Annotated in this window: 17 protein-coding genes; 9 read left to right on the forward strand and 8 right to left on the reverse strand. The window is 68.7% G+C overall.

The window, feature by feature from the left end:
* Nucleotides 1–7 precede the first annotated feature (7 nt).
* The 3 genes from ACIO3S_RS24080 to ACIO3S_RS24090 form a co-directional block, all read right to left on the reverse strand.
* Complete coding sequence (locus ACIO3S_RS24080; RefSeq protein ID WP_400468190.1) at nucleotides 8–2617, reverse strand: ABC transporter permease; 2610 nt, start codon at nucleotides 2615–2617, stop codon at nucleotides 8–10.
* Between the two features lie 85 nt (nucleotides 2618–2702).
* The gene (locus ACIO3S_RS24085) at nucleotides 2703–3488 is read right to left on the reverse strand and encodes an ABC transporter ATP-binding protein (protein WP_400468191.1); all 786 of its coding nucleotides are present in this window, start codon (nucleotides 3486–3488) and stop codon (nucleotides 2703–2705) included.
* Nucleotides 3489–3575: 87 nt separating this feature from the next.
* On the reverse strand, nucleotides 3576–4070 hold the full coding sequence (locus ACIO3S_RS24090) for a beta-class carbonic anhydrase (RefSeq protein WP_378833742.1): 495 nt from the start codon (nucleotides 4068–4070) through the stop codon (nucleotides 3576–3578).
* A gap of 141 nt (nucleotides 4071–4211) precedes the next feature.
* Here ACIO3S_RS24090 and ACIO3S_RS24095 point away from each other — a divergent pair, with 141 nt between their 5' ends.
* The gene (locus ACIO3S_RS24095; RefSeq protein WP_400468193.1) at nucleotides 4212–6233 is read left to right on the forward strand and encodes a M3 family metallopeptidase; all 2022 of its coding nucleotides are present in this window, start codon (nucleotides 4212–4214) and stop codon (nucleotides 6231–6233) included.
* Between the two features lie 3 nt (nucleotides 6234–6236).
* On the opposite strand, the gene ACIO3S_RS24100 is transcribed toward ACIO3S_RS24095, so the two are convergent.
* Together ACIO3S_RS24100 and ACIO3S_RS24105 are read right to left on the reverse strand one after the other, a co-directional pair.
* Nucleotides 6237–6434, reverse strand: coding sequence for a hypothetical protein (locus ACIO3S_RS24100; protein WP_160024237.1), 198 nt, complete (start codon nucleotides 6432–6434; stop codon nucleotides 6237–6239).
* Between the two features lie 72 nt (nucleotides 6435–6506).
* The gene (locus ACIO3S_RS24105) at nucleotides 6507–7082 is read right to left on the reverse strand and encodes a hemerythrin domain-containing protein (protein WP_400468194.1); all 576 of its coding nucleotides are present in this window, start codon (nucleotides 7080–7082) and stop codon (nucleotides 6507–6509) included.
* Nucleotides 7083–7188: 106 nt separating this feature from the next.
* Here ACIO3S_RS24105 and ACIO3S_RS24110 point away from each other — a divergent pair, with 106 nt between their 5' ends.
* From ACIO3S_RS24110 to ACIO3S_RS24125, 4 genes are all read left to right on the forward strand, one after another.
* Nucleotides 7189–7860: a DNA-binding response regulator gene (locus ACIO3S_RS24110; RefSeq protein ID WP_400468196.1), complete on the forward strand. Its 672-nt coding sequence runs from the start codon at nucleotides 7189–7191 to the stop codon at nucleotides 7858–7860.
* A gap of 185 nt (nucleotides 7861–8045) precedes the next feature.
* The gene (locus ACIO3S_RS24115; RefSeq protein ID WP_400468198.1) at nucleotides 8046–8567 is read left to right on the forward strand and encodes a sigma-70 family RNA polymerase sigma factor; all 522 of its coding nucleotides are present in this window, start codon (nucleotides 8046–8048) and stop codon (nucleotides 8565–8567) included.
* 28 nt (nucleotides 8568–8595) lie between these two features.
* A complete protein-coding gene (locus ACIO3S_RS24120; RefSeq protein ID WP_160024233.1) occupies nucleotides 8596–8742 on the forward strand; it encodes a hypothetical protein in 147 nt (48 codons plus the stop codon).
* Between the two features lies 1 nt (nucleotide 8743).
* Complete coding sequence (locus tag ACIO3S_RS24125; protein ID WP_400468200.1) at nucleotides 8744–9070, forward strand: plasmid stabilization protein; 327 nt, start codon at nucleotides 8744–8746, stop codon at nucleotides 9068–9070.
* 80 nt (nucleotides 9071–9150) lie between these two features.
* Here ACIO3S_RS24125 and ACIO3S_RS24130 read toward each other — a convergent pair whose 3' ends face one another.
* The 3 genes from ACIO3S_RS24130 to ACIO3S_RS24140 are packed head-to-tail and all read right to left on the reverse strand — an operon-like array spanning nucleotide 9151 to nucleotide 10494.
* Nucleotides 9151–9420, reverse strand: coding sequence for a hypothetical protein (locus ACIO3S_RS24130; RefSeq protein WP_400468202.1), 270 nt, complete (start codon nucleotides 9418–9420; stop codon nucleotides 9151–9153).
* Nucleotides 9417–9641, reverse strand: a complete 225-nt coding sequence (locus ACIO3S_RS24135) for a hypothetical protein (RefSeq protein WP_400468204.1) — start codon at nucleotides 9639–9641, stop codon at nucleotides 9417–9419. The genes ACIO3S_RS24130 and ACIO3S_RS24135 overlap by 4 nt, the downstream gene beginning before the upstream one ends.
* Before the next feature lie 58 nt (nucleotides 9642–9699).
* Nucleotides 9700–10494 carry a sigma-70 family RNA polymerase sigma factor gene (locus ACIO3S_RS24140; RefSeq protein WP_350718097.1) on the reverse strand — a complete coding sequence of 265 codons (795 nt, stop codon included), beginning with the start codon at nucleotides 10492–10494 and terminating at the stop codon, nucleotides 9700–9702.
* A 182-nt stretch (nucleotides 10495–10676) separates the two neighbouring features.
* On the opposite strand from ACIO3S_RS24140, the gene ACIO3S_RS24145 reads away from it, so the two are divergent.
* The 4 genes from ACIO3S_RS24145 (at nucleotide 10677) to ACIO3S_RS24160 (ending at nucleotide 13241) form a co-directional block, all read left to right on the forward strand.
* The gene (locus ACIO3S_RS24145) at nucleotides 10677–11669 is read left to right on the forward strand and encodes an NAD-dependent epimerase/dehydratase family protein (protein ID WP_400468206.1); all 993 of its coding nucleotides are present in this window, start codon (nucleotides 10677–10679) and stop codon (nucleotides 11667–11669) included.
* A gap of 59 nt (nucleotides 11670–11728) precedes the next feature.
* Nucleotides 11729–12691, forward strand: a complete 963-nt coding sequence (locus tag ACIO3S_RS24150; protein ID WP_400468208.1) for a glycosyltransferase — start codon at nucleotides 11729–11731, stop codon at nucleotides 12689–12691.
* 124 nt (nucleotides 12692–12815) lie between these two features.
* Nucleotides 12816–13058, forward strand: coding sequence for a hypothetical protein (locus ACIO3S_RS24155; protein WP_400468210.1), 243 nt, complete (start codon nucleotides 12816–12818; stop codon nucleotides 13056–13058).
* A gap of 39 nt (nucleotides 13059–13097) precedes the next feature.
* A complete protein-coding gene (locus ACIO3S_RS24160) occupies nucleotides 13098–13241 on the forward strand; it encodes a GPGG-motif small membrane protein (protein ID WP_168381108.1) in 144 nt (47 codons plus the stop codon).
* Nucleotides 13242–13297 lie beyond the last annotated feature (56 nt).

Genomic DNA, 13297 nt, shown 5'->3' on the forward strand with positions numbered 1-13297 from the left:
AGGCACACTACTCCGAGGCGATCGCCTTGAGGACGTCTTCCCTCCCGGCGCGGATGGCCGGGAGGAGCGCGGCGAGGACGCCGACGACCACGGCGATCGCCATGAAGATGGCCAACTGGTCGAGCGGCACCCACAGGCTGGTGAGGTCGTCGCGGAGCGCGTCGCGCAGCAGCACCCCGAAGAGCACCCCGAGGGCGAGCCCGAGGACCGCGCCGAGGACCGCGATCGTCACCGACTCCAGGGTGATCATCCGGCGCAGCTGGCCGCGGGAAAGACCGATGGCGCGCAGCAGCCCGATCTCGCGGGTGCGCTCGATGACGCTGAGGCCGAGGGTGTTGACGATGCCGATCACGGCGATCACGATCGCCAGCGCGAGCAGTCCGTAGATCATGTAGAGCAGCTGGTTGACCTGCCCCTTGATCGACTCGGCGAACTCGTCCTTGTCCTGCACCGCGACCACCGGACGGTCCTCGACGAGCTTGTCGAGACGGTCGTGGACGACGGCCTGGTCGGCTCCGGGGGCGAGCATGATGCTCAGCGAGGCGTCCTCGCGCGGCACCTTGGCCGCGACCAGGTCCTCGATGCGCACCGTGATGTCGCCGGTGACCTGGGTCCGGGCGATGATCCCGCTGATCTGCGGGTGCTGCTGGCGGCCGCTGACGAAGGTGAGGTCGATGCGGTCACCGAGCTGCCACTTGTGCTCCTTCGCGGCCTCGTCGGTGACCAGCACCTGGCCGGGCTTGACGTCCTCGCTGCCCTCGAGCACGTCGAGGTCATAGACCTGTGACAGGTGCTCGTCGACGCCGAAGAGGAACTGGACGTCGTTCTTCTTCGGGTTCTGCAGATCCACCTTGCCGACGACGGCCTGGGCGATCTGGGAACGGGAGACGGTCGCGACGCCCTCCACCTTCTCCATCTCATCGCCGATCGAGGTCGGGAACGGGGTGAACGTCGGGCTCTGCACGACCAGGTCGGGCTTGAACTGCTCCTCGACCACATCGGAGATCGAGGCGTTCATCGAGGCGGCGAGCACGCCGATCAGGGAGACCAGCGCCAGGCCGATCATCAGCGCCGACGCGGTGGCGCCGGTGCGCCGTGGGTCGCGCATCGCGTTCTGGCCGGCCAGCTTGCCGGTCATCCCGAAGACAGCCCCCGAGACCGTACGCAGCGCCGCCAGCACCGGGCGGCCCAGGAACGCGCTGATCCAGGCGACCGAGAGGATCGAGATCCCGGCCCCGACGCCCACCCACAGCGCCGGGCTGGTCGGCACGTCGAAGCCGCCGGGGAGAGTGATCTCCGGGACGCCGACCCGCGGCACCGCGGCGATCGCGAGCCCGGCGGCCAGCAGGACGAGCCCCACCGACGTACGCAGGACGGTGGATCTGGCCGGAGGCTGGGTGTCCTCGCGCATCGCTGCCACCGGCGGGACCTTCCCGGCCCGGCGGGAGGGGAGCAGGGCCGCGGCGAGCGTGACGCAGACGCCCACGGCGTAGGAGATCCAGATGGTGCGCGGGGTGAGGACGAGGACGTCGGAGGCGATCTCCAGACCCGCTTGACGGAAGACGGCGGCCAGGGCGTGGGCCAGCCCCCAGCCGGCGAGAACGCCGATGGTGGCCGCGATCAGCGACATCACCAGCGCCTCGAAGAGCACCGAGGTGGTGACCTGGCGGCGGGAGGCCCCCAGAGCGCGGAGCAGCGCCAGCTGGCGGGAGCGCTGCGCGATCAGGATGGAGAAGGTGTTGACGATGATGAAGGCCCCGACGATGACCGCGATCACCGCGAAGACGATCAGGAAGACCGAGATCACGTCGAGGAACTCGCCGATCGCGTCCTCGGACTCCTCGACCATCTTGTCGCCCGTGACGGCCTCGAACCCCTTCGGGACCACCGTCTCTGCGGCCTCGACGAGCTCCTTCTGGGAGACGCCGGGGGCGGCGGTCAACGAGATCCCGGAGTAGACGTCCTTGCCGTCGGTGAACAGGCTCTGGGCGCCGGCCGTGCTGAAGATCAGCAGCTGCGCGCCCGCAGTGCCACCGCCGTTGAAGGAGGCGGTGCCGGTGAGGGTGACCTTGCGGCGGGTCTCGCCCTGGGGTGCGATCAGGGTGACGGAGTCGCCCACCTGGTAACCGGCCTTCTCCGCGGTCGCCTCGTCGAGGACGAGCTCCTTGTCCCCGGTCGGCCAGCTCCCGCGGATCAGCTCAAGCGACGGCTCGCCGAGCAGGTTGGGGGTTCCGGTGTGGTTGAACGCCAGTGTCGGCGCACCCGAGCTGCTGACCAGCTTGTCGTCGGTGTCGAGCACATAGAGCCCCGCGCCCTGGACGACGCCGTCGGCGCGGGCGACCTCCGGCAGCGTACGCAGCTTCTCGACGGCCGCCGGCTCCAGCGTGGCCGCGCCGCCACTGCCGGGGCGGCTGGCCTCGGCCGAGCTGGCGCTGTTGGTCGGGCGTACCTGGCCGTCGGGCGTGGAGCCGTTGATGATCCCGGAGAAGGTGCGGTCGAGCCCGTGCGAGAAGGTGAGTACGCCGGCCAGGAACGCCACGCCCAGGACGATCGCGAGCGTCGACATGAGCAGGCGCACCTTGTGCGCGGCGAGGTTGCGCAGCGTCAGCCGGAGCACGTCGCCACCTTCGTTGCGCAAGCGCCGGTGTACGGACGTGGCGGCCTGCCGACTGTTCGGTTCACTCGCTGACGCTCGTTCACTCTCAGGCGCCTTCGCTGATCGGAGCCAGGCCCATCGCCCGCGCCTGCAGGTCGGCCATGTGGGCCAGGATCTCCTCGCGGCTCGGCTTGGCCAGCTCGTCGACGATGCGGCCGTCGGCCAGGAAGATCACCCGGTCGCAGTAGGAGGCGGCGACCGGGTCGTGGGAGACCATGACGATGGTCTGGCCCAGGTCGTCGACGCTGTGGCGCAGGAAGTCGAGCACCTGGGCGGCCGAGGTGGAGTCGAGGTTGCCGGTCGGCTCGTCGGCGAAGACGATGTCGGGCTTGGAGACCAGCGCCCGGGCACAGGCGACCCGCTGCTGCTGTCCGCCGGAGAGCTCGCTCGGCTTGTGCGAGAGCCGTGGTCGCAGGTCGACAGTGTCGATGACCTGGTCGAACCACCCCGGGTCGGGCTTCTTCCGGGCCAAGGAGAGCGGCAGCAGGATGTTCTCCTGCGCGGTCAGCGTCGGGACCAGGTTGAACGCCTGGAAGACGAACCCGATCTTGTCGCGCCGCAGCGAGGTGAGGCGGCGGTCGCGCATCTTGCCGAGCTTGCGACCGCCGACGATCACCTCGCCCGTCGTGGGTTTGTCGAGCGCCGCCAGGCAGTGCATCAGCGTCGACTTGCCCGAGCCTGATGGACCCATGATCGCGGTGAACTGCCCCGCATAGAGGTCCAGGCTCACGCCGTCGAGCGCGCGGACCTCTGCGGCGCCCTTGCCGTAGGTCTTGTGCAGGTCGATCGCCTGGGCGGCGATCTCACGCTGTGCCGGTTCTGTGAGGCTCACGCCTCAACTCTGGCTCACCCATGGTGAGCGCGCATCGGGGTTTCTACCGATTTCGTAGATCTCGACCCGCTTCGCGGGTTCGCAGGCTCAGATCTTCTGGTTGAGCAGACCCGTGTCGACGTCGTAGATGAACCCGCCGACCTTGACGTCCTCGGGGACGAACGGGTGAGAGCGCACCTTGGCGACGTCCTCGGCGAGCGCGCGGACCTGGTCGTCGACGACGTGCAGGTGGAGCCAGGAGGCGTCCTGGCCGGCGGACTCGGCGAGCTTGGCGCGCAGCTCGGCCTCGGTGTTGGAGGCGACGGCACAGCGGGTGTGGGGCACGATCAGGATGCGCTTGACGTTGAGGAGGTGCACGCCGAGCACCAGCGCCTCCATCGCCTGCGGGGTCACCCGGCCACCGGGGTTGCGGAAGATCTTGGCGTCCCCGAGGCTCAGTCCCAGCATGGCCAGCGGCTCGATGCGGGAGTCCATGCAGGTCACGATCGCTACTCCGGCGTGGGCGACGCCGTCGAAGCCGCCGGTGTCGAACGTGTCGGCGTAGGTCTGGTTCGCGGCGAGCAGGTCATCGAAATCGGCCATGACGTCAAGGTAGCCGATATCCGCGGGCCGTCCGCGCGCTGTTTCAGATAGCGTGCGCGCCATGAGTGAGCGCCAGCGAACGACAATCAGCCGAATGCCGCCAGTTTCGTATTCTTCGCTCTCCTCAACGGAGCTGGCGGCATGATTGATGCCCTACTCGAGCCCAGTGATCTGCCCCACCGCCTGCCGCGTTTCGCGGACATCGCGATCGAGGACTACGGCCCGGCGATCGAGCAGGGGATGGCCGAGCAGCTGGCCGCGCTGGCCGCGATCACGGCCTCGGCCGAGGAGCCGACGTTCGAGAACACCCTGGTCGCCCTGGAGCGGTCCGGGGAACGGCTGGACCGGGTCCTGCGGATCTTCTTCTCGCTGCTCTCCGCGGACTCCGACGACGATCTGGACGAGCTCCATGCTGCGTACGCTCCGCGGCTGGCGGCCCACCACGACGCGCTGCTCCTCGACGATGCGCTCTTCGCCCGGGTGAACGCGGTCTACGAGAAGCGGGCCGAGCTGCAGGGCGAGGACCGCTATCTGGTCGAGCGCTACCACCGCGACTTCGTGCTCGCCGGCGCTGCGCTGGGGCCTGCAGAGAAGGCACGCCTGCGGGAGCTCAACCAGGAGATCTCCGGGCTGGAGGCGGCGTTCGGGCAGGCGGCGCAGGCCGACTCCAACGACCTCGCCGTGGTCGTCGACACCGTCGAGGAGCTCGCCGGGCTGACCCCGGGGGAGATCTCCGCGGCCGCGGCGGCCGCCGAGGGCAGGGGACTGGCGGGCAAGTTCCTGATCACGCTGACCCTGTTCACCGCCCACCCCTACCTGTCGGTGCTGGAGAACCGGGAGCTGCGCCAGCGGCTGTTCGAGGCCCAGCTCGCCCGCGGCTCGCGCGGCAACGCCAACGACACCCGCGGCATCGCGCTCGACGCGCTGCGGCTGCGGGCGGAGAAGGCGCAGCTGCTCGGATTCGACAGCTACGCCGGTCTGGTGACCGCCGACAACACCGCCGGCACCCCGAAGGCCGTCCGCGACATGCTGGAGCGGCTGGCGGCGCCGGCGGCTCGCAACGCCCGGGCCGAGCAGTCCGCTCTCGAGGCATCGGCAGGCGGACCGATCGAGGCCTGGGACTGGCCCTACTACGCGGAGAAGGTCCGGGTCTCGGAGTACGACGTCGACCTGGCCGTCCTGCGGCCGTGGTTCGAGGCCGACCGGGTGCTGCGCGACGGCGTCTTCTTCGGCGCCGGCCGGCTCTACGGGCTGACCTTCGAGGAGCGGCCCGACCTGCAGGGCTACCATCCCGAGGTACGCGTCTTCGAGGTCTCCCGCGACGGCGAGCCGATCGGCCTCTTCCTGCTCGACCTCTACACCCGGGACTCGAAGAAGGGCGGCGCGTGGATGAACTCCTACGTCACCGCCAACACGCTGCTGGGTGAGCCGTCGGCGGTCGTGACCAACAACCTCAACGTGCCCAAGCCGGCGCCGGGGGAGCCGACGCTGCTCACGTTCGACCAGGTCAACACGCTCTTCCACGAGTTCGGGCACGCGCTCCACGGGCTGCTGGCGCGGGCGACCTACCCGCGGTTCGCGGCGACGTCGGTCTACCGCGACTTCGTCGAGTACCCGTCCCAGGTCAACGAGATGTGGATGCTCTGGCCCGAGGTGCTCGCCAACTACGCCGTACATCACGAGACCGGTGAGCCGATCCCGGCCGACGTTCTCGGCAAGCTCGAGGCGTCCGCCACGTTCAACGAGGGGTTCGCGACCTCCGAGTACCTGGCCGCCGCGCTCATCGACCTCGCCTGGCACGAGCTCGGTCCGGCCGACGTACCGACCTCGCCGGAGGCTGTCGAGGAGTTCGAGGCGGCCGCGCTCTCGGCGGTCGGCTTGGACAACCCGGCGGTGCGGCCGCGCTACTACACGGCGTACTTCAAGCACATCTTCGGCGGCTACGCCTCGGCCTACTACTCCTACATCTGGTCCGAGGTCCTCGACGCCGACACGGTCGCGTGGTTCAAGGAGAACGGTGGCCTGACGAGGGAGAACGGCGAGGCGTACGTCCGTTACGTGATCGGCATCGGCGGCACTCGGGACCCGCTGGAGTCCTATGCGGAGTGGCGCGGCCGGCCGGCCCCGATCGCTCCGTTGCTGGAGCGCCGGGGCCTGGCCTGAGGGTCAGCGGTCCCGCGGATCCGCGGGACCTGCCCAGCTGGACTGCGGGTCGCTGGCGGGAAAGGTCTCTTCCTCGGTCTCGTCCTGGCGATCGCGCTCGGCGCCTTCCTCCTCGACCCGATCCGGGGTGGGGAAGGGGATCGGGGACTCGGTGCTCTCGTCAGCGCCGGTCACCGGGTCCTTGGTTTCCTTCTCGACCATGATCTCTGCTCCCATCTGAAGACTTCGATGCTGTTGTCGATGCCGTTCAGCATCCACTGTGCCACGGCCACGTCAGGATCGGCTCAGCGCGTCCTTGACGCGGTCCGCGATGGAGTGGAACGGCATGGTGGCCAGCTGCTTGGGCACCGATCCGGCGGAGCCGGGGTGGGGGTGGGTCGGTGCGACGAGCTCGGTCGCGGTCAGGCGCTTGCCCATCATGTGGCGAGCCGTCTCGTCGATCGTGCTGAGAAGCAGCGGGAACTCGACACGCTCCTCCTCCTCGGCGTGCTGCTCGACCGCGATCTGGAAGATCGGGAAGGTCTCGTCGAACTCGGGGCTGTCGACGCCGACCTCCTCGAGCCGGGCCAGCATCTCGGTGGCTTCCTTCTCATCGGCGTTGAGCGCCTCGGCGAGCGTCTCGCCGCCATGGGTCGAGGTGACCGTGTGGACGACGATCTGCTCGGCGGTCTCGTGCACCGCGAGCAGGAACCGGAGGTCGTCGAACGCCTGGCGCTTGGCCGGGCCCTCGGAGTTCCCCACCGTGGCGCAGAGCTGCCGGATGCCGGCGTGCTGCTGCAGCAGGATCCTGACCACGTCGCCTTCGGGTAGCTCGGAGGCCTTCTTGAGGTCTTCGGTGACGTGCGACATGGGCTGCTCCTGTCTCGGGTTCTGTGGACATAAGCCCAGGTACCCACGGCGTGTTCTGCCCATACACCTGTCCAATCGACCACCGATCTGAGAAGGTTCAGATGTGATGAGGGTGGGAGTTGTGCGGGTCGCGGTGGTCAGCCCGCAGGAGGTTGTCATGCGGGGGCTCGTCAGCATGCTCACGGACTTTCCCGACCGGGTGGTCGTGACCGCTCTTCCGTCGGTACGCAGCCGGGCGCCGGGCGTCGACGTGATCCTCTACGACACCCTCGGTCTGCATCTGGCCGACGGCTCCGACCTGACGCATCTGCTGCACGAGACGAACGCCAAGGTGCTGATCTTCAGCCGCGACATGCGCCCCGACCTGCGGGTCAAGGCATTCTCGCTCGGTGCCCCCTCCTGGGTGTCGATGAGCGTGCACGCCGGTGAGCTCGTACGTGCCATCGAGCTCACCGCCGCCGGCGAGCCGCTGGGCGAGCGTGAGGACCGGCTCGGCGTCGTCGCCGGGCTCACCACACGCGAGGTTGAGGTGCTCGCCCTGATCACCCAGGGACTGTCCAACAAGGACATCGCCGACAAGCTCGTCGTGAGCGTGAACACGCTCAAGAGTCATATCCGGCAGGCCTACCGCAAGATCGAGGTCACCACCCGCAGCCAGGCGGTCAGTTGGGCGATCACCCATGGGTTCGCTCCGCCCGACGAGAATTCCGTGGAGTCGGGCGCATCCGTGGGGGCCAGGATGGTTACCGATGTCGTATCGACAGAGCAGTCTGGGTGACTTCGGTCTGCTGCGGCATGCTGTGACACCACGATGCGCTGTCGGTGCCGCGGTCTCGGCAACGGACCCGGGACCGCGGTTCTAACCCTCAGGGGTGAGTGTGCTGTGGGGGTTGAGCTCACCCCTGAGGGTCATTTCTCTCCTGAGCAGGTGTCTTTCGCGTGTCCGCGCGAAAGACTCGGGTCATGGATACGACACAGGATGCATCGCCGCTGCTCCCTCCTCAGCAGGAGGATCTGGTCGTACGCCACCTCCCGGTGGCACGCTCGCTTGCCGCCCGCTACTCGGGCCGGGGCATCGATGCCGACGACCTGCGCCAGGCCGCACACATGGGGCTGGTGAAGGCTGCTCGCCGCTATGACCCCGCCGAGGGCGAGTTTCTGAGCTATGCCGTGCCGATGGCCAAGGGCGAGATCCGCCACTGCTTCCGCGAGCTGGCCCGCTGCGTACGTCCGCAAGGTGCAGACGACGAGCTGATCGAGCAGATGGGGGAGGCCGACCCCGGCTTCGACCGCGCCGAGGCGCGAGTCGTGGTCGCGGAGGCGATCGGCGATCTCCGCGAGACGGACCTGATGATCCTCCGGCTGCGCTTCGTCGACGGTCTTTCTCAGGCCGAGATCGGCGAGCGGATCGGTGCCACCCAGGCGCAGGTCTCCCGCGCCCTGGCCCGGATCCTCCGCCGGATGCGGGTCGCCGTCGCCGCGTAACCGACGCATCGAGGGGGTACCGGAAGGTATGACTACCCAAGCCGTCATCTTCACCGTGATCGGGGTGATCGTCGTCCTGGTCGGCGTTGCCGCCTGGCTCTACGACGCCCGCCGGAACAAGCGCGTCGCCGATGACGAGGAGCGCTTCGATCAGCCGAGAAAGAGGAGGAGCTGAGATGCCGCAACGTGCCTGGAGCAAGAAGCGAGAACGACAGTACGAGCATATCAAGGACGGTCTGCTCGAGCGCGGTGAGAACGAGGACACCGCCGAGGAGATCGCGGCTCGTACGGTGAACAAGGAGCGTGCCCGCGGGGGAGAGTCCCGCGAACGCAGCCGCACCTCGACCAAGGACATCTCCTCAGGCCGCCGCGGTGGCTTGCGCAGCCACCGCGGCTCCGGCGGGCGAACCAAGGCCCAGCTGTACGAAGAGGCCAAGGACAAGAACGTCAAGGGGCGTTCGAAGATGAGCAAGGCCGAGCTCGAGAAGGCGGTTGGGCGCTAGTTCCGTTCTACGGAGACCTGTGGGCCGCCGACCCGTGATCGGGTCGGCGCCCCACAGCTATGTGCTGAGCCTGCAACCATTTATGGATGCGGCCGAGAGACGTACGCCGTCGAGGTCCGCTCGAAGACCCCGTCGGCGTTGTCCGGAGGCGGGGTCGTGGGAGCTCGGTGGTAGCCGGGCCGCCCGATCGGGAAGGTCTCGGACATGATGCCGATCCGGTCACGGGCCAGACCCAGGGTGATGCCGGCTCCGTCACGTACCTTCTCGTACGTGGCGGCGGGGTAGCGGCCGACGACGTAGCCGGCTACCCCACCCAAGGCGAAGGTGAAGAGGTTGCGTTTCGTCCTCACTTCTTCTTGCCTCCCTTGAACTTTCGCAGCAGTGCCTCGGTGCCCTTCTTGCGGATGACGGTGGTGGCGACGGTGATCGCGATCGGGGCCGCGAAGGCGGCGACAGCCGTGAGCCGCTTGCCCCAGGACGACTCCTGCCACTTGGTCTTGGGCGTCGTGCCGTTCCACAGCGAGCGCTGAGCGTTCTTGGATCGCTCGCCGGTGATCGTTGAGTACGTCATGCCAGATCTCCTTGTGTCGGGGTCGGCTTTCGTGTCCCGTACCCGTCGTGGGTGCGGGTCATGCGGCGAGTCCTACGCCTTCGAGCTGCGCACGGAGCTCGTCGATGATCCGGGTCAGGATCCGGGAGACCTGGGTCTGGGTGACGCCGATGGCCTCGCCGATCTCTGCCTGGCTACGGTCCTCGATGAAGCGCAGCCTCACCACGAGCTGGTCACGCGGGCACAGCACGTGAATCGCCTGCTCCAGGGCCAGACGGGTCTCGCAGTCGGCGAGTCCGCCGTCGACTCCGGGCAGCATGTCGCCGATGGTCGCCTCGGCCGAGGACTGGGCCTCGCCGGGGCGCAGCGGGGCGTCCAGCGAGGACGGGGTGAAGCAACCGCGGGCATCGAGCGCCTCGCGTACCTTCTGCTCCGGCACGTGGGCGATCTCGGCCAGCTCGGAGGTGGGCAGGTTTCCCCGCTCCGACCCGATCCGCAGCAGCGTGCTCTGCAGCTCCTGGATGGGTCGCGGCGGCCGTACCGTCCAGCCGTGGTCACGGAACCAGCGCTTCACCTCACCGCGGATCGTGGGTACGGCATAGGTGAGGAAGTCGTCGGCACGATCGGGGTGGAAGCTCTTCGCGGCCCGGACCAGGGCGATGTACGCCACCTGCTCCAGGTCCGCACGGGGGATGCCACGGCCGGTGTAGCGGTGGGCGATCGAGCGGGCGACCGCGGCGTTGAGGAGGATCACCTCCTCGAGGATCCGGTCCTGCTCCTCACCTTCCGCGGTGTGTGCCTTCGCCAACAGCTCTGAGGTCAGACGCTGTCGCTCGGCCCGGGGTAGGTCTGTCTCGAAAGTTGTCGTCGTCATGTGTAGGTAGTGCCCGACTCGACCGTCTCCCAACGGCTTCTGCGCAAGGTTCACCCCGGCGGGTGTGGGCCGTAGGGGTCCGCAACCACCCCTGGGGGTGGTAAACGGGACGGCCAGGCTGGGATGGATGGCTGCGGGTACCAGTGCAGGTGAAACGGACACACGCCCTGGGAGGAACACCGATGAACGCCTGGGAAGAGTCATTGCGCGGCGCCCGGGTGGTGGTCACCGGCGGGGCCGGGTTCGTCGGCTCGTGGGTGAGCGAGCGGCTCCTGGACGCCGGGGCGCAGGTGTGGATCGTCGACAACCTGCTCACCGGCTCAGCCGACAAGATCGAGCATCTCTTCGGCCGCCCGGGGTTCGCGATCACCATCGCCGACGCCAGCCACTCGATCCCCGACCCGGGTGGCGTCGACCTGGTGATGCACCTGGCCTGCCCGGCCTCTCCGGTGCACTACGAGCGGCTGCCTCTCGAGACGCTACGAGCGGCGAGCGCGGGTACGGTCAACGCACTCGAGCTGGCCGCCCGCCACAACGCCAGGTTCGTGCTCACCTCCACCTCCGAGGTCTACGGGGAGCCCGAGGAGCACCCCCAGCGCGAGGAGGACTGGGGCCACGTCAACCCGATCGGCGTACGCAGCGTCTACTACGAGGGCCAGCGGTTCGCGGAGGCGACCACGATGGCCTATGCCCGCGAGCGAGGTGTCGACGTCGCAGTGGCGCGCCTCTTCAGCACCTACGGCCCGCGGATGAGCGTCGATGACGGCCGGGTCGTGCCGGCCTTCCTCGGCCAGGCCCTGAGCGGGGCTCCGCTGACGGTCGCGGGTGACGGCTCGCAGACGCGGTCCCTGTGCTGGGTCGAGGACACCGTCGAGGGACTGCTGCGGCTCGCCTGCGCCGACGTGGCGGGACCGGTCAACATCGGCAACGACCACGAGATCACGATGCTCGAGCTGGCCCGGATGATCATCGAGCTGACCGGGTCCGAGTCGCGGATCCACCACGTGGCGCTGCCGACGGACGACCCGCACGTACGCCGCCCGGACCTGACCCGCGCGCGGCTGCTCCTCGGCTGGGAGCCGGAGATGCCGCTCGAGGAGGGGCTCAAGCGAACGGCGCGATGGCGTGAGGAGACGAGCCCGACGGCGGCAGCAGAGGCAGAGCCGGTGCGCTGACCTCGGAACTTGTCCTGATTCGCCGCATCACCACAGGGCCTCCCGGGCACCGAGAGGGAATGAGAATCCTGATCTGGCACGTGCACAGCACCTGGACGAGGGCGTTCGTGCACGGTCGCCACGACTATCTCCTCCCGACCACGCCCGACCGCGGCCCCGACGGTCTCGGCCGCGCCAGCACGTCGGACTGGCCGTCGGCAGCCCGCGAGGTGAGCAGTGAGGCCCTGGCGGACGAGGAGGTCGACGTCGTCGTCCTGCAGCGGCCGCACGAGGTCGAGCTGGCCGAGCGGTGGCTCGGCGGTCGACGCCCCGGTCGGGACCTGCCCGCCGTCTACGTGGAGCACAACACCCCCGTCGGCGCGGTCCCCGACACTCGTCACCCGATGGCGGGCAGCGGTGTCCCGATCGTCCACGTCACCGGGTTCAACGACCTCCTCTGGGACTGCTCCGGCACCCCGACCACCGTGATCGAGCACGGCATCGTCGACCCGGGCCGCCGCTACACCGGGGACATCGAGCGCGCCGGAGTGGTCGTCAACGATCCCGTACGCCGAGGCCGCTCGGTCGGCGCCGACCTGATCCCGGCGCTGGCCGAGGGCGTCGGCGCCGACGTCTTCGGCCAGCGCGTCGAGCGCCTGCCGTCCTACGACGGGCTGCGGACGTACGAGGACCTGTCGCAGCAGGATCTGCACGATCACCTCCCGCGACGTCGCGTCTACGTCCACCTCAACCGCTGGACCTCGCTGGGGCTCTCGCTGATCGAGGCGATGCACCTCGGTATGCCGGTCGTCGCCCTGGCGACGACCGAGACCCCGCTCGCGGTGCCGCACGAGGCCGGGTTCGTCACCACCCGCCGCGACGAGATCGTCCCGGCCGTACGCCACCTGATGAAGGATCCCGACGTCGCCGAGGAGGCCGGGCTCATCGGGCGCCGGCACGCGAGAAGGCGCTACGGCCTGGAGCGGTTCCTCGAGGAGTGGGACGACGTGCTCCGGTGGGTCGCCACCGACAGCGCTCGGTGAGACCGCGTCCGAGATCGCCCGGACGCGAGGCGATCTTCCGTTTCCGGACGGAGGGTTTGCGGGGCGCGCGAGTTGGGTACCGGGCGGAGTGTAGGAACGAGAGACCTCATGAGGAGTGATCCGCATGACCACGAAGAGCGTTGAGACTGGAGTCGTCACGGGTACCCCTGACAAGGACTACAACCTCATCTGGTTCACCGAGGCATGCCTGAACAACGCGCTGCGTCTGGACACCTACATCGAGGACGCGCGCCGCTCGAAGGACACCGAATTGGAAGACCTGTTCGTTCGCGCGCAGGCCAACTCCGTGCAGGGTGCCGAGGAGGCGAAGGCCCTGCTCCGTAGCCGCTTGGACGACAAGGTCTGAGCATCCCCCGCAACAACTACACACCGAGGTGAGATCCACATGGCACTAATTCTCTGGCTGATCGCGGCAGTCCTGGTTATCGGCGGCATCCTGGCCCTGGTACGCGGCCAGATCCTATGGGGAGCAGTCCTCATCATCGTCGGCCTGTTGGTCGGCCCTGGTGGGGTCAGCATCTTCACCTAGACACCATGCGGCCCGGGCCCTCGAGGGCCCGGGCCGCGTGGCGTCCGGCGTGAAGT

It is taken from the genome of Nocardioides sp. NPDC087217, from assembly GCF_044744805.1.
In the GTDB taxonomy this organism is placed as follows: Bacteria; Actinomycetota; Actinomycetes; order Propionibacteriales; family Nocardioidaceae; genus Nocardioides.

Excerpts from the sequence above, each read along its gene's own strand:
- ACIO3S_RS24090 (WP_378833742.1), bottom strand. The coding sequence starts at position 4,070 with ATGGCCGATTTCGATGACCTGCTCGCCGCGAACCAGACCTACGCCGAC.
- ACIO3S_RS24095 (WP_400468193.1), top strand. The coding sequence starts at position 4,212 with ATGATTGATGCCCTACTCGAGCCCAGTGATCTGCCCCACCGCCTGCCG.
- ACIO3S_RS24100 (WP_160024237.1), bottom strand. The coding sequence starts at position 6,434 with ATGGTCGAGAAGGAAACCAAGGACCCGGTGACCGGCGCTGACGAGAGC.
- ACIO3S_RS24105 (WP_400468194.1), bottom strand. The coding sequence starts at position 7,082 with ATGTCGCACGTCACCGAAGACCTCAAGAAGGCCTCCGAGCTACCCGAA.
- ACIO3S_RS24110 (WP_400468196.1), top strand. The coding sequence starts at position 7,189 with ATGAGGGTGGGAGTTGTGCGGGTCGCGGTGGTCAGCCCGCAGGAGGTT.
- ACIO3S_RS24115 (WP_400468198.1), top strand. The coding sequence starts at position 8,046 with ATGGATACGACACAGGATGCATCGCCGCTGCTCCCTCCTCAGCAGGAG.
- ACIO3S_RS24120 (WP_160024233.1), top strand. The coding sequence starts at position 8,596 with ATGACTACCCAAGCCGTCATCTTCACCGTGATCGGGGTGATCGTCGTC.
- ACIO3S_RS24125 (WP_400468200.1), top strand. The coding sequence starts at position 8,744 with ATGCCGCAACGTGCCTGGAGCAAGAAGCGAGAACGACAGTACGAGCAT.
- ACIO3S_RS24135 (WP_400468204.1), bottom strand. The coding sequence starts at position 9,641 with ATGACGTACTCAACGATCACCGGCGAGCGATCCAAGAACGCTCAGCGC.
- ACIO3S_RS24140 (WP_350718097.1), bottom strand. The coding sequence starts at position 10,494 with ATGACGACGACAACTTTCGAGACAGACCTACCCCGGGCCGAGCGACAG.
- ACIO3S_RS24145 (WP_400468206.1), top strand. The coding sequence starts at position 10,677 with ATGAACGCCTGGGAAGAGTCATTGCGCGGCGCCCGGGTGGTGGTCACC.
- ACIO3S_RS24150 (WP_400468208.1), top strand. The coding sequence starts at position 11,729 with ATGAGAATCCTGATCTGGCACGTGCACAGCACCTGGACGAGGGCGTTC.
- ACIO3S_RS24155 (WP_400468210.1), top strand. The coding sequence starts at position 12,816 with ATGACCACGAAGAGCGTTGAGACTGGAGTCGTCACGGGTACCCCTGAC.
- ACIO3S_RS24160 (WP_168381108.1), top strand. The coding sequence starts at position 13,098 with ATGGCACTAATTCTCTGGCTGATCGCGGCAGTCCTGGTTATCGGCGGC.